Here is a 25582-nt window from a genome sequence, read left to right on the forward strand (position 1 = left end):
CACCATATAACGGGAAGTAGCTCAGCTTGGTAGAGCACTTGGTTTGGGACCAAGGGGTCGCAGGTTCGAATCCTGTCTTCCCGACCAGTTATTATATTTGGGGCCTTAGCTCAGCTGGGAGAGCGCCTGCCTTGCACGCAGGAGGTCAGCGGTTCGATCCCGCTAGGCTCCACCAATTATAAGTTAGTTTGAAAAATATGGCGGTGTAGCTCAGTTGGCTAGAGCACTCGGTTCATACCCGAAAGGTCGTGGGTTCGACTCCCTCTGCCGCCATCTTAAGGACCTTTAGCTCAGTTGGTTAGAGCAGACGGCTCATAACCGTCCGGTCGCAGGTTCGAGTCCTGCAAGGTCCACCAACAATATCACGGAGGAATACCCAAGTTCGGCTGAAGGGATCGGTCTTGAAAACCGACAGGCGGGTCATACCGCGCGGGGGTTCGAATCCCTCTTCCTCCTCCATATTTTTTATTGTTTATAGTTGAAAGTTATTATTGTCGCAGGTGTCCTACAATCGCGATCGTAGATAGTATCATGGTGTTTGTAGGTATATTATTGTCGCGGGGTGGAGCAGTGGTAGCTCGTCGGGCTCATAACCCGAAGGTCGCAGGTTCAAATCCTGTCCCCGCAACCAAATGGTCCCGTGGTGTAGCGGTTAACATGCCTGCCTGTCACGCAGGAGATCGCCGGTTCGATCCCGGTCGGGACCGCCATTTATTTTAATACATATCAATTTTAAGATTTAGGATAAGCAAGCGCTGACAATGAGATGCGTAGTTTAGCGTAAATCGTAGTGGCTCAGTAGCTCAGTCGGTAGAGCAAAGGACTGAAAATCCTTGTGTCGGCGGTTCGATTCCGTCCTGAGCCACCATAGTAATGCGGGTGTAGTTTAGTGGTAAAACCTCAGCCTTCCAAGCTGATGATGAGAGTTCGATTCTCTTCACCCGCTCCAAGTAATGGGCCTATAGCTCAGCTGGTTAGAGCGCACGCCTGATAAGCGTGAGGTCGATGGTTCGAGTCCATTTAGGCCCACCATTATTCCGAAGTAGCTCAGTGGTAGAGCAATCGACTGTTAATCGATTGGTCGTAGGTTCGAGTCCTACCTTCGGAGCCATATATATGGGGAAGTACTCAAGTGGCTGAAGAGGCGCCCCTGCTAAGGGTGTAGGTCGGGCAACCGGCGCGAGGGTTCAAATCCCTCCTTCTCCGCCATATATTGGCCCCTTGGTCAAGCGGTTAAGACACCGCCCTTTCACGGCGGTAACACGGGTTCGAATCCCGTAGGGGTCATACTCAAAAAAGGTAACCATTCATTGGTTACCTTTTTTTTATGTTGAAATATATTTAAATTCTATCGATTCAACATAGATATAGAACTAAGTATGCGTACATTGTATAAAACAAAAACAGATGAGTAGGTAAATAACTTCTCATCTGTTTTTATTAATATTGTTATACATAATAGCCAATCAGTAAACCAATTCCTAATAAAAATACAAAAATCGTATTTGTGAGTGCGGTGTCTTTCATAGCTGGTGCAACCTGAACTGGATTTTCTGTTTGTTTAAATAATTTAATAGCATGTATTGGTTTCTTTAAACTTAAAAAGACTAATAAACTCCATGGAGTGATTATTTGTAGAAGCACTAAACCGATAATCCATAGATAAGAGATTATAAAATAAGATGCAAGAATAGTGATAGCTTTGTCGCGACCAACTAATATAGCCATTGTTTTTCGACCGCCTACAGTGTCTTCTACTAAATCGCGAATATTATTAGAAAGCATTATCGCTGCAACTAGCAGCGCACTTGGTACTGATATCAAAACAGCAGCTAAAGGCACTGAACCTACTTGAATATAAACTGCGATTAATACAATTAGCATTCCCATAAACAATCCGCTAAAAAGTTCTCCAAAAGGGGTACTCGAAATAGGATAAGGACCACCTGTGTAGAAATATCCAACTGCCATAGAAATAGCGCCTATTACTAATAATAACCAAGACGTTTCATAACAAATATATATTCCTAAAATAGCGGCTATTATATATAATAATAGGGCTAGTTGCATAACAGTTTTAGGCTTTACACCATTACGCACAATAGCTCCACCGATACCAACCGATTCCTCGCTATCGAGACCTCTTACAAAATCATAATACTCATTAAACATATTGGTAGCTGCCTGTATAAGTAGGCAAGCTAATAACATAGCGATAAATAATAGCCAGTCAATTTTAGCCTCATATAGGGCAATCATTGTACCTAAAAAAACAGGTGCAAATGAAGCAGTTAGGGTATGTGGTCTTGTTAATTTCCACCAAACGCGCCACCCTTTGTCTGCTTGATATTCGTGTGACATAATTTTTCTCTCCTTTAAAAGAATCCAGTATCAATTTTAGCATATTATTATGGCTAAATGTGTGCTGAAATGTGTAGAAAGATGTATGATTAAGTGTAGAGTAAATAATTGAAGCTATAAAAAAGAGTAGTTATTAAACGGAGGTCATATTTATGCCGAATACTACCGGTGTCATTAATACAAAATACCGTTTTTATACGGAAACTATAGAAGTCTCCAGATTGTCTGCTCAGGCATTCTTTGAAGCAGGGGACGAGTTATATAAAGGGAAGCGTTATTTCTGGCAAAATAAAGAGAAAACGTTAACCTTAGTAGGATTGGGACATGCTCATACTATTACAAATAATTTAGAAGATAATAGATACAACGATATTGATAGAAAATGGAGGGAACTATGCGAGTCATCATTAAAGGAGAAGGCGGATGTATCTCCTATTCTTTTTGGTGGATTTGCGTTTGACCCTAAGAACAAGGTTGCATCGGAATGGGATACCTTTCCATCTGCATTCTTTGTTGTCTCTACGTTCCAGCTAGTTATTCAGCATGACCAGGCATTTGTTAATATTCACTATATAACGGATGATGCTAAGAGCTCAGAGACGTTTGAACAGCTACGTATAGAAAGAGATGCATTAATACACACTGCTCAAGTAAAAGAGTTAAAGCAACATGCTAAACCTACCTTGATTAAACGAGAAGATCGTTTGAAGGACGAGTATTTACAAGCAGTAGAGGATGTAACGATGAGAATACGAGAAGATGAAGTACAAAAGGTAGTAATTGCTAGGTCACTAAAACTTACTTTTAACGATCATTTTTCTCCAGCTACAGCAATATATAATGCTTCAATGGAACAACCAGAAAGTTATTTGTTTGGTTTAGAGAAGGGCGAGAAAATCTTTGTTGGTGCAACACCAGAGCGCCTTGTGAAAGTGGAAAATAATAAAGCGCAATCTGCTGGACTGGCGGGTTCTATAAGACGAGGGAAGAATTCACTCGAAGATAAAGAGCTTGGAGATTCATTATTATCTGATTCCAAAAATTTAGGCGAGCATAAATATGTAGTGGAAATGATAAAGAAAGTATTTACGCAGTATTGTGAGGATATTAAAGTACCAACTAGACCAAAGCTTATGAAAATCAGAGATATACAGCATTTGTATTCTCCAATAGAAGGGAATCTAAAAAAGGATTCTTCGTTATTTGAGCTAGTACAGGCTTTACATCCAACTCCTGCATTAGGGGGGGAGCCTCGTCAGGACGCTATTGAGATTATTCGTGAATCTGAACAGATGAACCGTGGTTATTATGCTGCACCTATTGGCTGGATAAATGCTGAAGGGGACGGAGAGTTTGCTGTTGGGATACGTTCTGCTTTAGTGGAGAATGAACATGCTTATTTATATGCAGGTGGAGGAATTGTAGCTGAATCATCATCTATAGAGGAATTTGAGGAGACACGAGTGAAATTCCGTCCAATGCTTCGAACACTTGGAGGAAATATGAATGACTAACATCGAGTACTTAACATCTTATGTAAATCACTTTGTAGAAACAATTAAACAAGCAGGTATTCAGGATGTAGTTATGTGCCCAGGATCGAGGTCTACTCCGTTAGCTTATGCATTTGCAAAAAGTGATGGTTTTGAATTTTATCGTCAAATAGATGAACGCTCTGCTGGTTATTTTGCGCTTGGTATTGCTAAAGCAAAAAAAGCTCCTGTTGTTCTTTTATGTACCTCTGGAACCGCTGCAGCAAATTTCTTTCCAGCTATAGTAGAAGCATTTTACGCTCGTGTACCTTTATTGGTCGTTACAGCTGATCGTCCTCATGAACTACGCGAGGTTGGAGCACCTCAAGCGATTGATCAGTTGCATTTATTCGGCAAGCATGTTAAATGGACAGTTGACTTTCCTCTACCAGAAAAAGACGATGCAAATTTAGCTTTTGTAGAGCGTCATATTCAACGTGCGGTATCTACATCGAAAGCTTTTCCGATGGGACCTGTTCATATCAACGTACCATTCCGTGAGCCATTATTGCTTGATATGGAGCAAACCTCACCATCAGTAAATATGCATGTACCGGAAATAGGTAAGCTAGTACCAGGTGAGGATTTTTTAGCATGGTATGAAGACATTCTTCAAAATGAAACCAAAGGAATAATTATCGCAGGAGATTCCCTTCAATCTACAGAAGGATTTTGGGAATTTGCAAAAAAGGTACAGTGGCCAGTACTAGTTGATCCTCTATCAAATCTAAGGACATCTATACCTGTTGATTGTATGGATATATGTATCGATCAATATGATGCATTACTCAAAAATGTTGCTTTTCAGAAAGTGGCAGCTCCAAACGTTGTAATTCGTTTTGGTGCGCAACCAGTTTCTAAGCCACTAATGCTTTATTTAAAGGCTCTTAAGCCCGAAATTTATATAGTTGTAGATGAAAGTCCTATTTACCGTGATTCCCTTCATATCGCTACTCATCATGTTCAGGTGGAGGCTCAGTCATTGTGGATAACAACAGTTAAAAAGTCAACTTCTACTTATATGGATTCTTGGGCTCAAGCAAACAGAATTGCGACTAATCATGTAAACAGCTATATTCAAAAGGAAACAGATGAAGGTGCATTAGCAGGTGTGTTGTTTGACACTTTACCGGACAAGTCATTTTTATTTGCTAGTAGCAGTATGCCGATAAGAGATTTAGATACCTTTTTCAATAAAACAAATAAGAACATTCAGCTCTATGCAAACAGAGGAACTAATGGAATAGACGGGGTAGTTTCTACAGCACTTGGAACACAAGCGGCATTAAACCGTCCCGGTTATTTGTTAATTGGAGATTTAGCGTTTTTACATGATTTGAACGGTTTAATTGTTAGTAGATTCCACGGATGTGATATGACAATTATCGTTATGAATAATGATGGGGGAGGTATTTTCTCATATTTACCTCAATCAACAGAAACCAATTACTTTGAGCATTTATTTGGTACTCCAACAGGGCTAGAATTTTCCCATATAGCAGCTATGTATAATGCTCAGTACAACTCAGTTCACACGAAGGATGATTTTAAAGAAGTCCTTGCCGTTGAGAAGTCGAAGGATATCCGTATTATCGAGGTATTTACAAACAGACAAGTTAATACAGAGACGCATCGAAAGTTATGGGCTGATATATCGAAGGAGCTGGACTCGGTTTGGAAAGTATAACAGTTAATATCCGAGGTATTGATATCCATTTCAATAGATATAATAATGGAGCAGTGGATAAGATTGTGTTTTTACATGGATTTACGGGATCAACCCATACTTGGAATGAAGTGATTTCGAATCTACCCAATACGTTTGATATCTTAAGCATCGATCTTATCGGTCATGGAGAAACTTCAAAGCCTATCAACCCTGGTCGTTATGTTGTAGAGGAGCAGATAGCAGATTTACATGCATTGTTTCAGCAGCTTCAGTGGAGTAACTTTACACTAGTTGGTTATTCGATGGGTGGTCGATTAGCTCTAGCTTATGCAAGCAAATATCCTGTAAAAAGACTCATCCTTGAAAGTAGTTCCCCAGGTCTTTCTGATGAAGAAGAACGTTTAAATAGAAAACAATCGGATGAGCAACTTGCTCATCGAATATTGAATGATGGACTCACATTATTTGTGGATTTTTGGGAGAGTATTCCATTATTCCATAGTCAGCAGAATTTGTCACTGGAGAAACAGGTGCTGATACGACAGGAGAGACTGGCGGGGTCTGAAATAGGATTAGCTAATAGTCTGCGAGGATTTAGTACCGGCGTACAACCTTCCTATTGGGACAAGCTCGAAGAAATCATCATACCTACTATTTTGATAACAGGTGAGCTAGATGAAAAATTTTGCAAGCTTGCGGAAGCGATGAAAAAATATCTCCCAAATGTTGCACATAAAGAAATTAACGATGTAGGTCATGCAATTCATGTGGAAAATCCTGAATTGTTTGCTACAATAGTAGAGGATATTATTTTAAAGGAGGATGTAAGATGACTCGCGAATGGACAACACTACATACATATGAAGATATTAAGTATGAGTTTTATAACGGAATTGCTAAAGTAACGATTAACCGTCCTGAAGTGCGTAACGCATTTCGCCCTAAAACTGTAATGGAAATGATTGATGCATTTTCTCGTGCTCGTGACGATAAAAATGTTGGTGTCATTATTTTAACAGGTGAAGGTGAGCACGCATTCTGTTCAGGTGGAGACCAAAAAGTTCGTGGACATGGTGGATATGTAGGAGAAGATGAAATCCCTCGCTTAAACGTACTAGACTTACAACGTCTAATCCGTGTAATTCCAAAACCAGTTGTTGCAATGGTAGCTGGTTATGCAATCGGCGGCGGACATGTTCTACATGTTGTTTGCGATTTAACAATTGCTGCTGAAAATGCGAGATTTGGACAAACTGGTCCTAAAGTTGGCTCGTTTGATGCTGGTTATGGTTCTGGCTATTTGGCACGTATTATCGGACATAAAAAAGCACGTGAAATTTGGTATTTATGCCGTCAATACGATGCTCAGCAAGCACTTGATATGGGCTTAGTCAATACGGTCGTTCCATACGCACAATTAGAGGATGAAACTGTTCAATGGTGTGAGGAAATGCTAGAAATGAGTCCAACTGCACTTCGCTTCTTAAAAGCTGCGATGAATGCAGATACGGATGGTTTAGCAGGACTTCAACAATTAGCAGGCGATGCAACGTTGCTTTATTACACAACAGATGAGGCAAAAGAAGGTCGAGATGCATTCAAAGAAAAACGCAAACCAGATTTTGGTCAATTCCCGCGTTTTCCGTGATTACTGAATGACGAGAATAAAAAAGCTATCCTTTATGGGATAGCTTTTTTACATAGGATATAGAAATAAGTAAAATATATAATAAGACGAGAGAGCTTAACATAAAAGGAGTACAACATGTTTCCTAATTTACTATTAAAACGTGCCCATCTAACACCAGAGCGCATTGCTTTACGCTTTAAGGGAGAAGTATGGACATTTCAACAACTTTATATCGAAGCCAATGAATTTGCAGAGAGACTTCATGCGAAAGGAATTCAACCTGGCATGCGAATAGCAATATTATCTAGCTCTAATGCAGAACTAGTAATTGCCATACATGGTTGCCTTCAACTCGGCTGTGAATTAGTCATGTTAAACGAACGCTTAAGTGAAGTAGAGTTAAATTATCAGCTGCATGATAGTAATCCTGATGTATTACTTGTAGATAATGTGGAAAGAAAAATAAGCTATAGACAAAGATTTTCTTTTGATGATGTTCATAGTCATGAGAGAAAAGTTTATCCTATAGAGAGCGATTGGTCCAAAGAACGTACTATTTCCATCATGTACACATCAGGTACTACAGGAAGACCAAAAGGAGTTCGGCAGTCGCTAGAAAATCATGTGATGAATGCAACTGGTTCAGCGCTCCATTTAGGTATTCATCCGGACGACTGCTGGCTATGTATTGTACCTTTGTTTCATATAAGTGGGTTTTCTATTCTTATGAGATCTGTGTTATATGGTATGACGGTAAGTCTCCATACTAAATTTGATCCAGAAAAAGTAGTCGATGAAATAATTGATGGATCAGCTACTAGAATGTCTCTAGTAGCGGTTATGCTTCAACGCATCGTATCGGTTCTAGAAAATAGAAATGAGTATTTTCCTGATTCTTTTCAGTCGATTTTAGTAGGTGGAGGTCCTGTTCCTTTGTCTTATTTAGAACGCGCGATTGAAAGAAATATACCAGTACAACAAACTTATGGAATGACGGAAACTGCCTCCCAAACGACGACTTTGTCGAGTGCGGATGCCATACGTAAACTAGGATCAGCAGGAAAGCCTCTTTTCTTTGCAGATGTTCGTATTGATGGAAATGAGAAAATGGGAGAAATATGTATTAAAGGACCTCATGTGACAAAAGGTTATATTGGAGCAGCTGAGTCTAAAAAACCACTAATAGATGGTTGGTTGCACACAGGAGATATTGGTTATTTGGATGAGGACGGATATTTGTTTGTTATTGATCGGCGCTCAGATTTAATCATATCTGGTGGTGAAAATATTTATCCAGCAGAATTGGAATCAGCGCTAGTAAAACATCCAGCAGTTATTGAAGCAGGAGTGACAGGTCGACAAGATGATAAATGGGGACAGGTTCCAATAGCATTTATCGTAGTAAAAGAGCAAGTTACGATAGATGAGCTAAAGGACTTTATGAAAACACAGATTGCATCTTACAAGTTGCCAAAGGAATATTATTTTATAAATGCACTACCTCGCAATGGTGCCAATAAATTAGTGAGAAGAGAATTATTAAAGTTAATATAAATAGCTAAAAAAATTTACCGAGAACACTGGGCATAGAAAATGAAAAAATGAATAATACTGTGATTTACGTTACAGGTGGACGCTTTCCGCGGGCGAGGCCGAGCCTCCTCGTTCGCTAAGCTCCCTGCGGGGTCTCGACTTCCTCGCTTATCCCGCTGGAGTCGCCACCTTGCACTCCAATCAATATAGTGAGTAGAACTTAACTATTAGATTAAGCATAGCTTATCTCTAAGATGTAATTAGTAGTCAAAGTTAGTTGAACCATTCGGGCTTTTACGGGCAGTTCTCTACTGCCCGATATTGCGAGATAATTGCCATAAGATTACCGAAAAAAGGATGCTGGTTAGTGGTGACGTCTGTCACCACCAACCAGCATCCTTAAAAATTCACTCAGTAATTATATAGCATAACGTCTATCCTAAGCCCCTCGAAAACGATATAAACAAGTTTAATTGTTAATTCAAAACGGTTTTTAATGTTTCTAGGTTTTTATTCATCAGTGTAAAATAAGTTTCTTTATTATTAATATCTTCCTTCGATAATACACCTAAGTTATGCAGAACTAAGCTTTCTGCTCCAATTTCTTGTTGAATTACTTCTGTTAGTTTGGATGAAACATTTTGCTCAAATAAAATATAGTTTATATTTTTTTCTTCTGCTAAATCTATTAGTTTAGTCAGTTCTTTTTGAGATGGTTCATCTTGTGAATTTAGTCCAGCCACTGCTAATTGCTCCAAGCCATATGTGTTACCTATATAACCAAATGCAGCGTGAGAAACAAAAAATGTTTTACTTTTTGCTGAATGTGCCATTTCTTCAAAACTTGCATCCAATGTCTGAAGCTCTTTAATAAGCTCCTCATAGTTTTTTTCAAAAGTCTCTTGTTGCTCAGGTGAAATCTCCACTAAAGAGTCTTTAATAGAGAGGGCAAGGCTTTGACTAATTTTTGGTGACATCCATACATGCGGATCTACATCACCGTGATCATGTCCCTCGTGATTTTCAGCCGAATCATTCTTGTGATCTTGAGAATCCTCTGTATGCTCGTCAGCTGATTCCTCTAATTGTTCTTCAGAAACGGCATCCACCGTTGCGACCATCTTCACATGTTCCTGTTCCAAAGTCTTCTTTGCATTGTCGACAAAACCTTCTAGGCCGAGTCCTATGTAAAAAAATAAATCTGCATCAGCAAGTGCCATCATATCCTTTTGTGTAGGCTCAAATGTATGTTCATTCGCTCCTGCAGGATAAATAGAAGAAACGCTCACATAATCTCCACCTATGCGCTCAGCAAAATATTGTAGCGGATAGACAGTTGTAAATACCTTTACTTGCTGTTCTTCATTTTCTGTGTTCAGTTCATTTGCTTCCTTATTCCCACAGGAAGCAAGGAAAATCAATAGAAATAGCATGCTTGCTATAATAATCCGTTTCAATCAATCCACTCTCCTAAATAGTAACGGTTACGCTTTAAAAAAGATAACTTCATTAGATTACAGGACTTTCAAATAAAATGCAAGAAAAAATAGCCTTTGAATTATTTTTTTTTCAAAGGCCATTCATCAGGAACGGGATCAACGCCACCTTCATGAAAGGGATGACATTTTGATATTCTTTTTACCGTCAAAATACTTCCTTTCACCGCACCGTGTTTTTGAACTGCTTCCACACCGTAATGTGAGCAGGTTGGATAAAACCGGCAACTAGGTGGGGATAATGGGGAGATAAACTTTTGATAAAAACGAAAAATCGAGATAATAATATGTTTCATCTATTATTCAACATCCTTAGGTTTAGGATCAATTTTCATGGATTTATCATTCATTGCTAGCTTGTACAAAAAGCTAAAGCCAAAGATACTGAGTAATGCTGCTGCTCCTAATATCCAAAATACCATTATAGCTCACTCCAATTAAACTTATCGTTATGTTTATTGTATGAAAATTAGAGGTATATTAAAAGGGAAAGCAACTATAATTAAAGGGAGAGTGACAATTTTATGTCAGCAGCATTAAATAAGGAACTAAATAAACAAGTAGCAACATGGTCGGTTATGTACACTAAATTACATAATTTCCACTGGTATGTAAAAGGACCGTCATTTTTTACCTTACATGCCAAATTTGAAGAGTTATATAACGAAGCTACACTTAACATGGATGAAATTGCAGAGCGTCTATTAACTTTAGGTGGTCAACCGACTGCTACTTTAAAAGAACACTTGGAGCTTTCCGAAGTAAAAGAAGCTTCCAGTAAAGAGTCAGCTGATGAGATGGTACAAGCAGTTGTGGATGATTTTGATAAAATCATGAAATCTCTTAAAAAAGGGATGGACGAAGCTGCGAAAGATGAAGATGATATGACAGAGGATATTTTAAATGCGATTTATCAAAAAACGGAAAAACATCAGTGGATGTTAAATGCGTTTTTGGGAGATACTAACGCTAATACTGCAAAAAAATAAATCTCGCTTTAGAATAAATTAAGTTAACCGATATAAAGCTTGTTATGAAGGGGAGGGATTTCAATGGATATAAACTCCATTATGTCTTCTAATTTACTACAATTACAGCAAACCGTGCAAATGAGTGTTTTACAAAATGCAATGAACATGGAAACTGTTGCTGCAGTAGAATTGTTAGAAGGCATGCCTCAAGCAGCTGCTCCTCATCCTTATAAAGGGTCAGTTGTGGATATTCAAGCTTAATAGGAAAAGCGGAGGCGCCTATGTTAGCCCCGCAAAGTGTTGGAAGAATGACAGTGAATATTTTTCAATCTGAAATGACTCGAGGTGCTATGCGCCGGAGAATAGTCAAAAAACATGTGCTACTAGCGCATGTTTTTTTCTTTTTTGCACAGACTTTTATAAAAGGATGTGTGGAAATGACCTTATACAAAGCCTATATCTCCGTAAAGAGTCAGCAAGTTTATGCCTATCCAGATGAATCTCCGTGGGAATTTGAAGTAACAGCAACAAGAAATGAAATAAAAGTATTCGAAAGACTTTTCTATCAGCTGAAATTTGTGCAGAGCAGAAATTTCCTGCGAGCACATGAACCAATGTCAGTGAAGCCATATCATGTAGATGGAGAAAACGATCAATACGATAGAAGGTTAAAAAAAGTGTATGCATGGATTCATGAATTCACTTCAGAAGATTCTAAGCGATTTATAGAGCAGCTGCCTTATTTTCAAAGAAGAAGGGAGGTTCAATTATGAGTAAGAATTTGAATAGAAAAGGGAATGAGAATCCTGTGACGTATAGAAATGTTAGTTCACTTCTAAATCAATCACCACAGGATAAATCAAAGCAGAATATTGCACAAAATAGAGAAGAAGGTAATGAGGATTACAAAATGGGTCCTCCCAAATAATAGATGCTTAAAGGCTTAGCTTGTACGGGCTAAGCCTTTTTCTTTACATATGTTAAAATGGAAGGAAAACAAAGGGGAATCAGAATATGATTTCTTTCCAGGATTTAAATGGTTATGATGTAAAGCTATCTTTTGAACAAGGACACTTTTCATTACCTTCCAAACACGTGCTAGTCTTAGTAAAATTTAAAGGAAAGTGGTTGTTGACGAAGCATCCCAAAAGAGGATTGGAGTTTCCAGGTGGTAAGGTAGAGACAGGGGAAACTTTAATAGAAGCAGCAATTAGAGAAACGAAAGAAGAAACAAATGTTGGGATAGTGGAGTTAGAATGGCTGGCAGAGTATATGGTGTTGGATAATACACCTTTTTGTAAGACTGTTTATATAGCTAAAGTGGGGTATATACATAATGAGCAAACAAGCTTTGAGACTGAAGGAGCTTTCTGGTTATCCTCAGAAGAATTTACACAAAGCAAAAATTTAAGCTTCCATATGAAAGACGATGGGATGAAAGCAATTTTAAAGAAGGTGAATGAATTTGATGGAAAATGGAACGATTGAAAGGGTTCGGATTTACCCTTCACCAAATCCCCATATTGTATTGAAAGAAATTACATATTGGTCTTGTGGTCTTCGAGTGAAAGGGATGTTAGCTTCTCCTAAAGAGACCGGAAACTATGAAGGGATTTTATATTGCCGTGGAGGTATGCAAAGCATTGGTATGGTTCGACCCGCACGAATTGCTCAAATAGCCTCTGAGGGCTTTATCGTATTTGCGCCATATTATCGTGGAAACCGTGGCGGTGAAGGAAAAGATGAATTTGCTGGAGAGGATCGTTGGGATGCTATTTACGGCGTGGATATACTGAAGCAATATTGCCAATCGGATCGGATTCACCTCTTTGCATTTTCACGAGGCGGAATTATGGCATTATGGGTTGCCATATTAAGAAATGATATTACTTCATTAGTTACATGGGCTGGCGTTTCCGATATATATTTAACCTATGAGGAAAGATTAGATATGCGGAAGATGATGAAGCGTGTTATTGGTGGGACCCCGACTAAATACCCTTTAGGATACGAAGAGCGAGATGCATTGCCACGTATGGAAGAAATGAAAGCAGCTACACTGATCATTCATGGTGAGCAAGATAAAAATGTTTCATTTCAGCATGCAAAGGTTTTAGAGCAGGCATTAACAGGGAATAGTATACCAGTCGAAACCTGGTACTATTCAGATTTCACTCATGTTTTTCCGAGCAAAATAAATAGACGTGTAGTGAAAGATGCATGTCAATGGATGAAAGATCAGAGAGGGGTTTACTAATGGGTAATGTAGTAGTAACAACTGAAACAATGAGTGTAGAAGGAAAATCATCATTTCCAACTGATACTAGCTTTTGGGAGGATTTGTGGGATCAATATACAAATGAATTCCAAGAAGTAGTAATCCATTGTTGGATAGAGGAATTGGATGTATTGGAGGAGCTAAATCCTCGAGCTGTTTCCGTTCAAACAGAGGGACTGATGAAAGTAGTTACTATAAATCTAACGGATGAAAATAGGCTGTTTTTTAGAAATTATTCTATTGATCCTAAAGGTGGTTTAAAGTGGTTTATGATGTTCTTCCAAGAGGATGGGGTTGAACAGATGGAAATAGGCCACTACGGTTCAGAAATTATTCTTTATAAGGTTAATGAAGAAGAAGCGGAAAAGTTCATCGAAATATTTCCGAAAATAGCTGATAGTGAATATCATGAGACAAATGGTGATTAATAATAATTGTATCTTGTTAAAGTACAGTATCGGTTAAGGTCTTAATTTCCAGTAGTAAATAGACTATGTGAGGAAAAGTCGGAAACTATATAGTTTCTGATTTTTTTGTTTAACTGAGAAAAAATAGTACTTCACTAAATGTGGATTTAAGATTTATAAATCCGTCTTAAAAATATTTTATAAAAATTAAAGGGAATTGTAATTATCTGTAGAAATTTATAAATATGTCCTGGTTCTACCCTTTCCGATTTGTCTTTGCGGGCATTACGAACCTGAAGAAATAATACTGATTTGCGGAGATTTATTCCACAGACCTGGTATAGGTTCGTTGAATATCTATCGGGAGGGTGTTGCGTCAATCCAACGGTCGATGGAGAGTTTGGAACGGCTGTCTAAGCTTCAAATCAGTCAAGCATATTCCGGACATGGACCACTAATAGGGAACCCTCAAGCTGTCATTGATGCAGCGAGGAAGCGGTTTGAAAAATGGCTCGGAAAACCAGAAAAAGTTTCATGGCATGCTTGTAAGAGAATCTTTTCATTTACTTTAATCATAAAAGATGGATTAGCAAAAGAAGAAATAGATAATTATTTACTAAATTGTGGTTGGTTCCAAGATTTTGCACGATACTCTTTTCAGCTTCAACCAGTAGAATTTATTCAGGTCTTGGTTAATGAAATGATTCGTTCCGGTGCAGCAAGCTGGCATAATGATAATTTAGTAGCTACAGCACCATACCAATCACCAGATAAAATAATGGATGTCTAAAAATATAAAGCCGAAAGATTGGGAAATTTAGGGGCTATTCAAAAGAAGAGCGCTTCTGGGAGGAATTTAATTGTCAATTAAAGAAGGGGATATTGTTACATTCGAAAGGATTTTCACAATAGAAGATGTTGAGTTGTTTACGAAAGTTTCAGGCGATGAAGGTATTCATCACCTAACCCCCGATGAGCAAGGAAGACTGGTAGTTCAAGGGTTGCTAACAGCAACTCTACCAACAAAAGTGGGCGGAGATCATAACGTATTGGCACGTACGATGAATTTTGAGTTTCTCAGACCAGTATTTACTGGTGACACAATAATTTGCAAGGTAACAATTGAGCAATTCGAAAAGCAGGAAAATAGAACAAATATAAACACTACATTCCTATGCACCAATCAAAACGAGAAGGAAGTATTAAGAGGAAGTTTTACAGGTGTAATATTATAATTTGTAATAAACAGATATTAAAAAGAGCCAAATTCAATAGAATTCGGCTCTTTTGATGTTTACTTTATTAAGATAATGGTCCGCCTTTAAAGGAAATATCTTCTGAAACTGTTCCGAACTTTTTAAAGTTTTCACGGAATGACTGAGCTAACTCAGCTGCTTTTTGGTCGTAAGCTTCTTTGTCTTCCCAAGCATTACGTGGAACAAGTACCTCTGAAGGAACGCCTTCCACTTCTGTAGGAATTGCTAAACCAAATACATCATCTGCTACTGTTTCCACATTGTTTAGTTTTCCATCAATTGCAGCCCGAACCATTGTACGTGTGTAAGAAAGTTTCATACGGTTACCAACACCGTACTCTCCACCAGTCCAACCAGTGTTTACTAAGAATACTTGTGCGCCGTGCTCGTCAATTTTCTTCCCAAGCATTTCTGCATATACGGTTGCGTGCAATGGCAAGAATGGTGAACCAAAGCAAGTAGAGAATACTGGTTGAGGAGAAGTTACTCCACGTTCAGTTCCAGCAAGCTTCGATGTAAATCCACTTAAGAAATGGTACATTGCTTGTTCTTTCGTTAGTTTACTGATTGGAGGCAATACACCAAATGCATCAGCAGTTAAGAAAATAATAGTGTTTGGATGACCTGCAACCGAAGGGTCTACAATATTGTCGATATATTGAATTGGATAAGCAGCACGTGTATTTTCTGTTAATGAGTTATCCGCATAGTTAGCAACGCGTGTTTCCGAATCAACCACAACGTTTTCCAATACAGTTCCGAAAGTGATAGCATCCCAGATTTGTGGTTCATTTTCTCGAGTTAAGTCGATACATTTTGCATAACAGCCACCCTCGATATTAAACACACCGTTGTCTGACCAACCATGCTCATCGTCACCGATTAATTTTCGACCAGCGTCTGCAGAAAGTGTAGTTTTACCTGTTCCAGATAAACCAAAGAATAAAGCTACGTCGCCATCATCCCCAACGTTTGCAGAGCAGTGCATTGGTAAAATGTCTTGTTCTGGAAGTAAATAGTTCATAATAGAGAAAATGGACTTTTTCATTTCTCCAGCATACTCGGTACCACCTATTAACACTGTACGTTTTTCCATAGATACGATGATAAACGTTTCTGAACTAGTTCCATCTACTGCTGGATCTGCTTTGAAGTTAGGAGCAGAAAGAATAGTGAAGTCAGTTGTATGTGTAGCAAGTTCTTCTTGTGTTGGACGGATAAATAGTTGGTGAGCAAAAAGATTATGCCAAGCGTATTCATTGATTACTTGAATACCTAGACGAGATTCTTTGTCTGCTCCTGCATATCCTTTAAATTCGAAGATTTCGTCTTGCTTATTTAAGAAATCAGTCATCTTTTTATATAATGCATCAAAAACGTTTGAAGAAATTGGTTGGTTTACTGAGCCCCAATCGATTTTGTCTTTTGAAATAGCTTCATCTACTATATACTTATCTTGTGGAGAGCGGCCAGTATATTTACCTGTTTCTGCTTTAACTGCACCAGTAGAAGTTAGAACAGCTTCTCCTCTTGTTGTAGCTTTTTCCACTAGTTGTGGCACTGACAATTGGCTGCTAACGTTATTTCCTGCTAACAATTCTTTCAGTTCACTCACAGTATCGATTGAATTCATGTTGAATATACCATCCTTTTTTTATATTTCCCCTTTAGTTAAGAGGAAGTTTACTAGATATGTGAAATAGTATAACACATTGACGTAATTAGTCTACACTAATTAGTACAAAAAAATTTCTTTGTGTATAAAATACAACAAAAATAGTTGACATCTTTTACAGACTTACGTATGATGATAAATTGAACGGATACTCTTATCCCGAGCTGGTGGAGGGGTCAGGCCCTATGAAACCCGGCAACCTGTAATTTTTTATTGTTACAAAGGTGCCAAACCTGAGACAAGGTGAAATTCCTTGATTGATAAGAGTGAAAGGTGCTTATGATATTAATGCCTTTCCTCATGTATATTTACGTGAGTGAGAGGCTTTTTTATTGAACATCGCCCTTTATCCTTGTGTGCCAAGTCCGAAACGGCTTCAAGTTAAACTTCAATACACATTACTAATGTATATAGTTAAAGTGCATGGAATTTTGAATGGCTTGACATGGGAATGAGTACCGTATCAATTCTTGAGAGAAATCTCGCAGGATATAGGAGGAATAATCTATGACACAACGTCGATTATTTACATCAGAATCAGTAACAGAGGGTCATCCAGATAAAATCTGTGATCAAATCTCTGATGCAATTCTAGATGCAATTTTAGCAGAAGACCCAAATGCTCGTGTAGCTTGTGAAACGAGTGTTACAACAGGACTAGTATTAGTTGCTGGAGAAATTACAACATCTACTTATGTAGATATTCCTAAAGTAGTTCGTTCTACTATAAAAGAAATTGGCTATACACGTGCTAAGTATGGTTTCGATTCAGAAACTTCTGCTGTGCTTACTTCAATTGATGAACAATCAGCTGATATTGCACAAGGTGTGGACCAAGCTTTAGAAGCTAGAGAAGGCTCCATGAGCGATTCTGACATTGAAGCAATCGGAGCAGGAGATCAAGGTTTAATGTTCGGCTACGCTTGCAATGAAACACCTGAACTTATGCCGCTACCAATCAGTTTAGCGCATAAATTGTCTCATCGATTAGCTCAAGTACGTAAAGATGAAACGTTAGACTATCTTCGTCCAGATGGTAAAACACAAGTAACCGTAGAGTATGATGAGAATAATAATCCGGTTCATATTGATACAATTGTTATTTCCACTCAGCACCATCCAGAAATTACGTTAGAGCAAATTCAAAAAGATATTAAAGAAGTGGTGATCAATCCGATTGTTCCTGCAAATTTAATAGATGAAAATACAAAATACTTTATCAACCCTACAGGCCGCTTTGTTATTGGTGGACCACAGGGAGATGCTGGTTTAACGGGACGTAAAATCATCGTAGATACGTACGGTGGATATGCACGTCATGGTGGGGGAGCATTCTCTGGTAAAGATCCAACAAAAGTAGACCGTTCTGCTGCCTACGCTGCACGCTATGTTGCTAAAAACATTGTTGCTGCTGGTCTTGCAGATCGTTGTGAAGTACAACTTGCTTATGCAATTGGTGTTGCTAAGCCAGTTTCTATCGCTGTTGAAACATTTGGTACTGGTAAGGTAGAAGAAGTGGAATTAGTTTCGTATATTCGAGAACTATTCGACTTACGTCCAGCAGGAATTATTAAAATGCTAGACCTTCGCCGTCCAATATACAAACAAACAGCTGCTTATGGTCATTTTGGTCGTACAGACATTGATGTGCCATGGGAACAAACAGACAAAGCTGCAGCATTAAAACAAATGGCTGGACTATAATTAGTATGAACAAAAAAGGCTTTCCTATAAGGGAAAGCCTTTTTTAATGATTAAAAATATAAAGAAGTATCATGATCACTGGGTTCATGATACTTGAAAGAATGAAAAATACTCCTGATTTCCGTTTCAGGCGGACGCTTTCCGCGGGCGTTGCCTCAGCCTCCTCGCTAGGAAAACATATGCTCCTGCGGTTACTCGTCGCAAAGACATTGCCCAAACAAAGTTTGCGCAATGTCTTCGCTGCGGGGTCTTCACCTAACGCTTATCCTGCTGGAGTCGCCGCCTTTCACTCCAATCAATTAATTGAGTAGTACTCCATTTAAGTTTTAGCATAGATTATAGCTTTGATAATAATAGTGGTCAAAGTGAATAAAGTGATAAACCGTTTTTTATAAATAAGGATACTATTCTGTAAGAAAAGATGAAAAAAGTATCTTTTATATTTGTGGAAAGATGAAAATAGTAAATGTTCACCACATAAATAAGTGAAATAGCGAACGAAATTGTATCTTCGTGAGATTCCTTAGTTTATAGGTGAGTATCTTTTCTCTAGTTATTAAAAAAGGCACTAAAACTGTTCCTAAAGTTGAAAAAGAGCGACGGACAGCTATCGCCATAAGATTACCGAAAAAAGGGATATGCTTGTTTGTGACGTCAGTCACAAACAAGCATATCCCTAAAAATTCACTCGGTAATCATATAGCAAAATGGTTGTCCAAAGTCCTTCGAAAACGTTAGAAACATTTTTGACAATAAAGGACCGGGCGTTTTTTTCCCGGTTTTCTTATTGTTGGAAGTAAAAGAAAACGTGGAACTATCAAACATTGCATGTAATTGAGCAATTACCCATATATTCGTTACCCAAATTTACTTTTGAAGGGATTTATAATATTGTCCTTTTTCTACATATTCCCGGATAATTCTTTGTACGTCAGCTTTATCTTCATCATTTAGCTCACGCACAACTTTCGCTGGACTGCCTAGTGCTAAGGAATTTGGAGGTATTTTCTTGCCAGGTGGAACTAGACTTCCAGCACCTATAAATGCACCTTCACCAATTTCAGCCCCATCTAGAATAATGGATCCCATTCCTATTAATGCACCTTTACGAACGGTACAGCTATGTAAAGTCACTTGATGTCCTATAGTCACTTCATCTTCTATTATAAGAGCTTTGTTTGGGCTTTGATGTAAACAGCTTAAATCCTGTATACTAACCTTACTTCCAATAATAGTAGGAGCAACATCACCTCTAATTACCGTATTAAACCAAATTGTAGTCTCTGGACCGATTGTCACATCACCTGTTATTGTGACATAATCAGCTATAAAAGCTGAGGCGTCAATAATGGGAGTTTTATCTTTGTAGGGGTAAATCATTTTGCAACCGCTCCTTTTGAAGTTAGAATATAATTAATCGTATCAGACATACACCACGAAAGAAACGAAATACTATGAAATTGCAAGGAAAGAAAAGAGGTTTGTTTAAATGTGGAAATGGGAAACAGAAGGAAAGCCTAAAGCAGTGATCGTTATTGTTCATAGTGCCTACGAGCATCATAGAAGGTATGCATGGTTAATAGAAAAATTAAGAAGCTCCAACTATCATATCGTAATGGGTGATTTGCCAGGACATGGAGAATTAAAAAAATCAAAGACGATGCACGATGAATCCTTCGATTTGTACAAGAACTACATTAAACAAGCGTTGCAAGTTGCAGTTACGTACGATCTTCCGATATTTTTAATCGGTCATGGCTTAGGAGCGACCTTACTTGTAAAAGTCCTGCGTAAGCTAGATATTGAATATGCAGGTGTAATACTAACTTCTCCTTGGTTCCAGCTTCAAAAGCTACCTTCGAAATGGACGAATGCATTGGCGAAACTATCAGTACCCCAGAAGATAAACCATGACATCCATTTAAATGATTTAACGAGAAACTATGAAGTGTTCCAACAATTCGTCTCAGATCCAACTTATAAATCGTTTATTTCAACAGAGTGGTACAAAGAACTCCAAGCGCTTTTAAAATCGGTAAATCAATCGACCATCTCTATACCAAACAAGCCAATTCTTGTTATGACAGGAGAGCGCGATAAAGTTACAGATACAAATGCTGCAGCAAGTTGGCTGAAGAAACAGGAGCTTTCTGAGTATCAATATAAAGAATGGAAAAATTGTTTCCATGACCTCTATCAAGAACCAGAGCGAGAAGAAATTTTTACTTATTCACAGTCCTTTATCAATAATGTACTAACCGACATCGGCTATATTGTTTGAATTTATAATCCCATCTTGATTCAGAGGATGGGATTTTTGTGATGGGAAAATATGACACATTGACATAACACCTTTTGGTTATATATAATATAACACCTAAGGGTTACATATTTGATTTGAAAAGGAGATATTTATGATGAAAGAAAATTTACCTGCTATTAAGCAAACTGTTTTAGTAGAAGCATCCATTCAAAAGGTCTGGGATTATGTTTCAACTGCAGAAGGAATCTCGGCTTGGTTTATGCCTAATGATTTTCAAGCACAGGAGGGATACGAGTTTACTATCCAGTCCCCATTTGGTCCATCGCCTTGTAAGGTGCTTGAAATTGACGAGCCACACAAACTGTCATTCCAATGGGACACTGATGGATGGTTTGTAACATTTCTTTTGAAGGAACATGGTGTTCAAACTGAATTCACCTTAATACATGGTGGCTGGAAGGATGAAGACTCCATAGTTCCGAAAGCAAAATTACCTAATTCCGCCGTGCATAGCAAGATGGAACAAGGATGGATTGGAATTGTACAAAACAAATTTAAGCAAGTTGTCGAAGCTTAATGAACGAAGCAAATAAAAAGGTGGATGTTTTTCAAGCAATTGCAGATCCCACAAGGAGAGATGTCCTTCAACTGCTAGCAATCAAACAAAGGTCCATTGCGGAAATTTCTTCCCATTATGATATGAGTAGAACAGCAATTGTTAAGCATTTAAATGTGTTAACTGAAGCAGGTCTAGTCAATGGTCAAAAGTTAGGAAGAGAAAAAGTGTATTATTTAAAGCCAGAGCCATTGGGGGAAGTTAAACAGTGGCTAGACTATTATGAACAGTTCTGGAATAACAAACTTTCTAAGTTAAAGTTCTTAGTTGAAAATGAAGATTAATAAATAATAATAATTTCAACCCCGTCAGAGTTATTGACGGGGGTGTTTTTTGTTTTCATCCGAAATAATAAAGTACATTTCAATTAGTTGAAATGCTTGAAAATTTTAATAGTTTATTTTATAGTATTAGTGTACTATATAACTAGTATACGAATACACTATGACGAAGTTGATAATAAAAAAGGAGATGGAAAATTGAAAGGGTTATTGTTGAAGGAATGGATGCTTTATAAGTCATGGCTTTTAGGTTCAACAATAATGGGGATTGGGGTTGTGTTAATTCTTCCGATATTATTGGGAAGATATTTAATAACCGAGGTACCCATTCAGGAAATTAGACTGATATTAATGTTTTTAATGCTAGGATTCAGTATCGTTAATCACTTAGTTCAGTTTAATAATTCGTTAAATACCGACCATGGGAAAAAAGATATGTGGCTGCATAATCCTCATTCTATGCACACGTTAATTGGTGCAAAATTTTTATTTAGCTTTGGTATATATTTTGTTGGAATTATTTTCATCACTACAACAGGTATATATTTCATGTCAGATGTGCTTTTAGGTAGCTTTACGAATCTTCTTATTTTACAGCTATTATTACTAGTAATAATGTTATTTGTCGGCATCTTTGTAAGTATTATATGGTTATTCTTCTGGACAATTTATTTGGAAGGTAAATATTGGGTCGGTAAATTTTCACTTCTTGCTACAGTCGTGGTATTCATTTTAATCATTAGTTTATTACCGAAACTATTTAATTTTCTTTCACTTGATAAGGTATTAAACCAAGGTGAATTATCTTTAGAATTCATAGAAGGTTATTTACCAATTATTACAATAAGTAATTTTATCGTGGAGATAGATTCCATATATATTGTAGAGGAATTGTTTTACTGGATAATCTTTGGTTTGTTATTTTGGGCGATTTGTAAATGGTTGGAGAGGGTGGTTACGAGATGACGCAGGATTTCACTCGTGATAAGCCCATTTATAGCCAGCTAGTGGATATAATTTGTGGGGATATCTTGAAAGGAAAACTACAGCCCGGAGATAAAATGCTATCTGTTCGAGAATATTCATTGGAGGTTGGCGTTAATGTCAACACTGTACAACGTGTATATAAGGAGCTTGAATCGATGGAACTAACCGAAACGAAACGTGGTCAAGGCACATTCATCACAATAGACGAAGAGCGTATTCTACATTTACGTGAGAATATGAAAGTGAAATTGGTAGATCAGTTTCTTCAATCTATTGCAGCATTTGGTTTTTCGAAAGAGGAGATAGTTCAAATTTTGCAGAGGAAGGAAGAGACAAAATGATTCAACTTCAACACGTCTCGTTTAATTACCAAAGACAGGAAGTACTCACGGATATATCGCTTTCTTTTCCATTAGGGCAGACAATAGGAATAGCAGGCGAAAATGGAAGTGGGAAATCGACGCTATTGAAAATAATTGCTGGTATACAAAGACCTCGAAAGGGAACTATTTCCATTCATCAGGAGTCCTTATCTAGGATACATTCAACTGACATTGCGTATTTACCTGATACGGATTTGTTTTATAGTTTTTATACAACGAAGGAGCTTTTCGCATTTTATGCATCTCAATTTCAGGATTTTTCTTTGCAGAAGGCATTAGAGGTAGCCAGTTTTTTAGAAGTAGATGTTCATGTGAAATTGAAAAAGCTTTCTAAAGGGAATCGTGGTAGAGCAAAAATGGCGGCTACACTGGGTAGAAACACTTCGTACTATGTGATGGATGAGCCATTTTCAGGGTTAGATCCAATTGTGCGTGAGTCTCTAATAAAAGGACTAATTAGATTTACTAATGTAGATGAGCAATCGATTATTTTATCTACCCACGAATTACATGAAGTAGAACCAATACTAGACCAACTAATAGTTTTAAAGGAAGGTAGAGTAATTGCTCAGGATGAGTTAGAGACAATCCGCTTTGAAACCAATCAGGACGCAGTGAGCTGGATGAAAAATGTAACGAAAGAGAAGGTGAAGTAAATGTCTGAACCAATTGTACAATTAAAAAATGTTACAAAAATTATTAAAGGGAAAACACTTATCGATAATGTGTCACTAGAGATATTCCCTGGTCAGATCACTGGGTTCTTAGGACCAAATGGTGCTGGTAAAACCACTACCATACGTTTGATGACTGGCCTGATGCATCTAACTAGCGGGTCTATCGAAATAGAGGGTGCCTCTATTGCAGATGATTATGAAAAAGCGATTGCAAATGTTGGAGTAATTGTTGAAAATCCGGAAATGTATAAGTATATGTCTGGTTATAAAAACTTACTTCATTTTTCTCGAATGCATTATGGTGTAACAAAAGCACGCATAGATGATGTAGTGAACCAGGTAGGGTTGACTAAACGAATTCATGAAAAGGTATCTACGTATTCATTAGGGATGCGTCAAAGACTAGGATTAGCACAAGCCTTACTCCATGATCCGAAGTTTTTAATATTGGATGAACCAACAAATGGCTTAGATCCAGCGGGAATTCGAGAGTTCAGAACGTATCTTCGAAAAATAGCAGAGGAGAATAACGTTTCTATTTTCGTTTCTAGTCATCTACTATCAGAAATAGAGTTAATGTGTGATCGTGTGGTTGTTATTCAAAATGGTAAACTGATTGATGAGCGGATGATTCAAGGTGATGAAAAGACACGTATGCAGCTTAAAGCAGAGCCAGCAGAAGTAGTAGATAATTATTTAAGTTCAAATGGCTATATATTTACAGTGCACGAGGGAGTATTTTTACTTGAATTAAAAGAGGAAAAAGTACCAAGCCTTATCAAGGAACTAGTCGCACAACAGGTCCAAATTTTTGCTGTTTCAGCCGTGCATGAAACGCTAGAAGAGCAGTTCCTTCAAATGACAGGAGGTGGCCAAATTGTTTAGTTTGATACAAAATGAATGGATGAAATTATGGCATAAAAAAGGTACATGGGCTATCTTAGGTATTTTATTATTGGTTATTATTGGTGTCGGTGTGTTAGATAAAGTGACTATGGATGACGTAAATAACTCAAATTGGAAACAGGAACAACAAAGTATGATTAATGATGCCAATACCCAACTTCAAACACCAGATCTAGATGAATGGTCTATCCAGATGTTTGAGGATCAAAAAGCGATGGCGCAGTATCGCTTAGACAACAATGCTGCACCTCAAGTAAATCAAAGTATGCAAGGGAATATGGCATTAGGTGCATCTCTAATGGTGCTTATTACATTGTTAACGGTTATTCCAGGTGCCTCTATTGTTTCGCAGGAATATACAGATGGTACGATTAAAATGCTATTAACACGCCCGGTTTCCCGATTTAAAATTTTAGCTTCTAAACTCATAACAATATTCTTGTTTGGAATTACACTAATAATAGTGACAATTATCCTTACGACTGTTATTGGATTTATCTTATTTGGTACGGCTACTGGCATTGATCTAACGATTGTTGATGGTGTTGTACAACAAACGAATACGATGAAAGATATATTCTTAACGTATGTGTACTCCTTAGGTGATTTCACGATGTCTATACTATTTGCATTCTTTATCGGAACGGTATTTAGTTCACCTTCGATTGCTATAGCTTTATCCATGCTATTTTTAATGATGGGGCCAATGATCATTATGCTTTTACAAAAGTATATCCCTGTAGAATATATCTGGTTAACGCATTCTGATTTAACGCAGCATCTGAGAAAAGAGTTCTTTATAGAAGAGACAACTCTATTCATGTCTTTAACTGTACTCGCGATATATGCAATAATATTTTTGGTTTTAAGCTTTATGACGTTTATTAAAAGAGATGTAAAAGCATAGCTAGACTTTTTGTGTTATAATTTGTTGGTTAAAAAAGAGAATAGAGTTAG

At 37.7% G+C, this 25582-nt stretch carries 29 protein-coding genes, 13 tRNA genes and 1 riboswitch; of the genes, 36 read left to right on the plus strand and 6 right to left on the minus strand.

The genetic code is table 11. From position 1 onward, the window contains the following. The first annotated feature begins 10 nt into the window (after positions 1 to 10). From BLR36_RS03140 to BLR36_RS03200, 13 genes are all read left to right on the plus strand, one after another. Positions 11 to 87, plus strand: a tRNA-Pro gene (locus BLR36_RS03140). Between the two features lie 12 nt (positions 88 to 99). After that, positions 100 to 175, plus strand: a tRNA-Ala gene (locus BLR36_RS03145). Between the two features lie 24 nt (positions 176 to 199). Further along, a tRNA-Met gene (locus BLR36_RS03150) sits at positions 200 to 273 on the plus strand. A gap of 6 nt (positions 274 to 279) precedes the next feature. Next, a tRNA-Ile gene (locus BLR36_RS03155) sits at positions 280 to 356 on the plus strand. 10 nt (positions 357 to 366) lie between these two features. Next, a tRNA-Ser gene (locus tag BLR36_RS03160) sits at positions 367 to 459 on the plus strand. Positions 460 to 556: 97 nt separating this feature from the next. Further along, a tRNA-Met gene (locus BLR36_RS03165) sits at positions 557 to 631 on the plus strand. Between the two features lie 3 nt (positions 632 to 634). Beyond that, positions 635 to 710 (plus strand) — tRNA-Asp (locus BLR36_RS03170). A gap of 82 nt (positions 711 to 792) precedes the next feature. Beyond that, positions 793 to 868 (plus strand) — tRNA-Phe (locus BLR36_RS03175). Between the two features lie 7 nt (positions 869 to 875). Continuing rightward, a tRNA-Gly gene (locus BLR36_RS03180) sits at positions 876 to 949 on the plus strand. 6 nt (positions 950 to 955) lie between these two features. Further along, positions 956 to 1032 (plus strand) — tRNA-Ile (locus tag BLR36_RS03185). Between the two features lie 4 nt (positions 1033 to 1036). After that, a tRNA-Asn gene (locus tag BLR36_RS03190) sits at positions 1037 to 1111 on the plus strand. 7 nt (positions 1112 to 1118) lie between these two features. After that, positions 1119 to 1209: transfer RNA gene (locus tag BLR36_RS03195), tRNA-Ser, on the plus strand. Between the two features lie 6 nt (positions 1210 to 1215). Then, positions 1216 to 1287, plus strand: a tRNA-Glu gene (locus tag BLR36_RS03200). A 162-nt stretch (positions 1288 to 1449) separates the two neighbouring features. Here BLR36_RS03200 and BLR36_RS03205 read toward each other — a convergent pair. Further along, complete coding sequence (locus tag BLR36_RS03205; protein ID WP_093060289.1) at positions 1450 to 2361, minus strand: 1,4-dihydroxy-2-naphthoate polyprenyltransferase; 912 nt, start codon at positions 2359 to 2361, stop codon at positions 1450 to 1452. A gap of 152 nt (positions 2362 to 2513) precedes the next feature. On the opposite strand from BLR36_RS03205, the gene BLR36_RS03210 reads away from it, so the two are divergent. The 5 genes from BLR36_RS03210 to BLR36_RS03230 all read left to right on the plus strand — a co-directional run bounded on the left by BLR36_RS03210 (position 2514) and on the right by BLR36_RS03230 (position 8746). Next, on the plus strand, positions 2514 to 3875 hold the full coding sequence (locus BLR36_RS03210; RefSeq protein ID WP_093060290.1) for an isochorismate synthase: 1362 nt from the start codon (positions 2514 to 2516) through the stop codon (positions 3873 to 3875). Continuing rightward, positions 3868 to 5580, plus strand: coding sequence for a 2-succinyl-5-enolpyruvyl-6-hydroxy-3-cyclohexene-1-carboxylic-acid synthase (menD, locus tag BLR36_RS03215; RefSeq protein WP_093060291.1), 1713 nt, complete (start codon positions 3868 to 3870; stop codon positions 5578 to 5580). Before BLR36_RS03210 ends, menD begins: the two co-directional genes overlap by 8 nt. Continuing rightward, positions 5568 to 6395 (plus strand): 2-succinyl-6-hydroxy-2,4-cyclohexadiene-1-carboxylate synthase, encoded by an 828-nt coding sequence (gene menH / locus BLR36_RS03220; RefSeq protein ID WP_093060292.1) that lies wholly within the window; start codon positions 5568 to 5570, stop codon positions 6393 to 6395. Before menD ends, menH begins: the two co-directional genes overlap by 13 nt. Next, entirely contained in the window at positions 6392 to 7210 is an 819-nt protein-coding gene (gene menB, locus BLR36_RS03225; protein ID WP_093060293.1) for a 1,4-dihydroxy-2-naphthoyl-CoA synthase, read from the plus strand. The genes menH and menB overlap by 4 nt, the downstream gene beginning before the upstream one ends. 117 nt (positions 7211 to 7327) lie before the next feature. Then, positions 7328 to 8746 (plus strand): o-succinylbenzoate--CoA ligase, encoded by a 1419-nt coding sequence (locus BLR36_RS03230; protein WP_093060294.1) that lies wholly within the window; start codon positions 7328 to 7330, stop codon positions 8744 to 8746. A gap of 455 nt (positions 8747 to 9201) precedes the next feature. Here the strand turns inward: BLR36_RS03230 and BLR36_RS03235 are convergent, their stop codons facing one another. From BLR36_RS03235 to BLR36_RS19135, 3 genes are all read right to left on the minus strand, one after another. Further along, on the minus strand, positions 9202 to 10182 hold the full coding sequence (locus tag BLR36_RS03235; protein ID WP_093060295.1) for a metal ABC transporter solute-binding protein, Zn/Mn family: 981 nt from the start codon (positions 10180 to 10182) through the stop codon (positions 9202 to 9204). Positions 10183 to 10283: 101 nt separating this feature from the next. Next, on the minus strand, positions 10284 to 10517 hold the full coding sequence (yidD, locus tag BLR36_RS03240) for a membrane protein insertion efficiency factor YidD (protein WP_093060296.1): 234 nt from the start codon (positions 10515 to 10517) through the stop codon (positions 10284 to 10286). A gap of 3 nt (positions 10518 to 10520) precedes the next feature. Next, a complete protein-coding gene (locus tag BLR36_RS19135; RefSeq protein ID WP_256371003.1) occupies positions 10521 to 10643 on the minus strand; it encodes a hypothetical protein in 123 nt (40 codons plus the stop codon). Between the two features lie 102 nt (positions 10644 to 10745). Here BLR36_RS19135 and BLR36_RS03245 point away from each other — a divergent pair, with 102 nt between their 5' ends. From BLR36_RS03245 to BLR36_RS03280, 9 genes are all read left to right on the plus strand, one after another. Further along, positions 10746 to 11210, plus strand: coding sequence for a Dps family protein (locus BLR36_RS03245; RefSeq protein ID WP_093060297.1), 465 nt, complete (start codon positions 10746 to 10748; stop codon positions 11208 to 11210). A 63-nt stretch (positions 11211 to 11273) separates the two neighbouring features. Continuing rightward, positions 11274 to 11453, plus strand: a complete 180-nt coding sequence (locus tag BLR36_RS03250; protein ID WP_093060298.1) for a YjfB family protein — start codon at positions 11274 to 11276, stop codon at positions 11451 to 11453. A gap of 176 nt (positions 11454 to 11629) precedes the next feature. Next, positions 11630 to 11965, plus strand: coding sequence for a hypothetical protein (locus tag BLR36_RS03255; RefSeq protein WP_093060778.1), 336 nt, complete (start codon positions 11630 to 11632; stop codon positions 11963 to 11965). Further along, positions 11962 to 12120 (plus strand): hypothetical protein, encoded by a 159-nt coding sequence (locus BLR36_RS18700; RefSeq protein ID WP_175453959.1) that lies wholly within the window; start codon positions 11962 to 11964, stop codon positions 12118 to 12120. The genes BLR36_RS03255 and BLR36_RS18700 overlap by 4 nt, the downstream gene beginning before the upstream one ends. Positions 12121 to 12206: 86 nt before the next feature. Beyond that, complete coding sequence (locus tag BLR36_RS03260; protein WP_093060299.1) at positions 12207 to 12680, plus strand: NUDIX domain-containing protein; 474 nt, start codon at positions 12207 to 12209, stop codon at positions 12678 to 12680. Further along, positions 12661 to 13449, plus strand: coding sequence for an alpha/beta hydrolase family protein (locus tag BLR36_RS03265; protein WP_175453960.1), 789 nt, complete (start codon positions 12661 to 12663; stop codon positions 13447 to 13449). Before BLR36_RS03260 ends, BLR36_RS03265 begins: the two co-directional genes overlap by 20 nt. Further along, positions 13449 to 13898, plus strand: a complete 450-nt coding sequence (locus BLR36_RS03270; protein WP_093060301.1) for a hypothetical protein — start codon at positions 13449 to 13451, stop codon at positions 13896 to 13898. The genes BLR36_RS03265 and BLR36_RS03270 overlap by 1 nt, the downstream gene beginning before the upstream one ends. Before the next feature lie 328 nt (positions 13899 to 14226). After that, entirely contained in the window at positions 14227 to 14667 is a 441-nt protein-coding gene (locus tag BLR36_RS03275) for a hypothetical protein (RefSeq protein WP_254771320.1), read from the plus strand. A 70-nt stretch (positions 14668 to 14737) separates the two neighbouring features. Next, positions 14738 to 15112: a hotdog family protein gene (locus BLR36_RS03280; RefSeq protein ID WP_093060302.1), complete on the plus strand. Its 375-nt coding sequence runs from the start codon at positions 14738 to 14740 to the stop codon at positions 15110 to 15112. Between the two features lie 67 nt (positions 15113 to 15179). Here the strand turns inward: BLR36_RS03280 and pckA are convergent, their stop codons facing one another. Beyond that, the gene (pckA, locus tag BLR36_RS03285; protein WP_093060303.1) at positions 15180 to 16766 is read right to left on the minus strand and encodes a phosphoenolpyruvate carboxykinase (ATP); all 1587 of its coding nucleotides are present in this window, start codon (positions 16764 to 16766) and stop codon (positions 15180 to 15182) included. Between the two features lie 193 nt (positions 16767 to 16959). After that, a riboswitch (SAM riboswitch) is annotated at positions 16960 to 17075 on the plus strand. Between the two features lie 240 nt (positions 17076 to 17315). On the opposite strand from pckA, the gene metK reads away from it, so the two are divergent. After that, positions 17316 to 18512 carry a methionine adenosyltransferase gene (gene metK, locus BLR36_RS03290; protein WP_093060304.1) on the plus strand — a complete coding sequence of 399 codons (1197 nt, stop codon included), beginning with the start codon at positions 17316 to 17318 and terminating at the stop codon, positions 18510 to 18512. A gap of 867 nt (positions 18513 to 19379) precedes the next feature. Here the strand turns inward: metK and BLR36_RS03300 are convergent. Further along, the gene (locus tag BLR36_RS03300; RefSeq protein WP_093060306.1) at positions 19380 to 19892 is read right to left on the minus strand and encodes a gamma carbonic anhydrase; all 513 of its coding nucleotides are present in this window, start codon (positions 19890 to 19892) and stop codon (positions 19380 to 19382) included. Positions 19893 to 20001: 109 nt separating this feature from the next. Between BLR36_RS03300 and BLR36_RS03305 the strand changes: the two genes are divergently transcribed. The 8 genes from BLR36_RS03305 (at position 20002) to BLR36_RS03340 (ending at position 25532) form a co-directional block, all read left to right on the plus strand. After that, a complete protein-coding gene (locus BLR36_RS03305; protein ID WP_093060307.1) occupies positions 20002 to 20793 on the plus strand; it encodes an alpha/beta hydrolase in 792 nt (263 codons plus the stop codon). A 136-nt stretch (positions 20794 to 20929) separates the two neighbouring features. Continuing rightward, the gene (locus BLR36_RS03310) at positions 20930 to 21352 is read left to right on the plus strand and encodes an SRPBCC family protein (RefSeq protein ID WP_371326692.1); all 423 of its coding nucleotides are present in this window, start codon (positions 20930 to 20932) and stop codon (positions 21350 to 21352) included. After that, complete coding sequence (locus BLR36_RS03315; protein ID WP_093060309.1) at positions 21352 to 21675, plus strand: ArsR/SmtB family transcription factor; 324 nt, start codon at positions 21352 to 21354, stop codon at positions 21673 to 21675. The genes BLR36_RS03310 and BLR36_RS03315 overlap by 1 nt, the downstream gene beginning before the upstream one ends. A gap of 195 nt (positions 21676 to 21870) precedes the next feature. Further along, complete coding sequence (locus tag BLR36_RS03320) at positions 21871 to 22638, plus strand: hypothetical protein (RefSeq protein WP_093060310.1); 768 nt, start codon at positions 21871 to 21873, stop codon at positions 22636 to 22638. After that, entirely contained in the window at positions 22635 to 23000 is a 366-nt protein-coding gene (locus BLR36_RS03325) for a GntR family transcriptional regulator (RefSeq protein ID WP_093060311.1), read from the plus strand. The genes BLR36_RS03320 and BLR36_RS03325 overlap by 4 nt, the downstream gene beginning before the upstream one ends. Continuing rightward, on the plus strand, positions 22997 to 23698 hold the full coding sequence (locus tag BLR36_RS03330) for an ATP-binding cassette domain-containing protein (protein ID WP_093060312.1): 702 nt from the start codon (positions 22997 to 22999) through the stop codon (positions 23696 to 23698). The genes BLR36_RS03325 and BLR36_RS03330 overlap by 4 nt, the downstream gene beginning before the upstream one ends. Then, positions 23699 to 24604, plus strand: a complete 906-nt coding sequence (locus BLR36_RS03335; protein WP_093060313.1) for an ABC transporter ATP-binding protein — start codon at positions 23699 to 23701, stop codon at positions 24602 to 24604. Continuing rightward, a complete protein-coding gene (locus tag BLR36_RS03340) occupies positions 24597 to 25532 on the plus strand; it encodes an ABC transporter permease (RefSeq protein ID WP_093060314.1) in 936 nt (311 codons plus the stop codon). Before BLR36_RS03335 ends, BLR36_RS03340 begins: the two co-directional genes overlap by 8 nt. Positions 25533 to 25582: the final 50 nt, after the last annotated feature.

The organism is Psychrobacillus sp. OK028 (assembly GCF_900103605.1).
GTDB lineage: Bacteria > Bacillota > Bacilli > Bacillales_A > Planococcaceae > Psychrobacillus.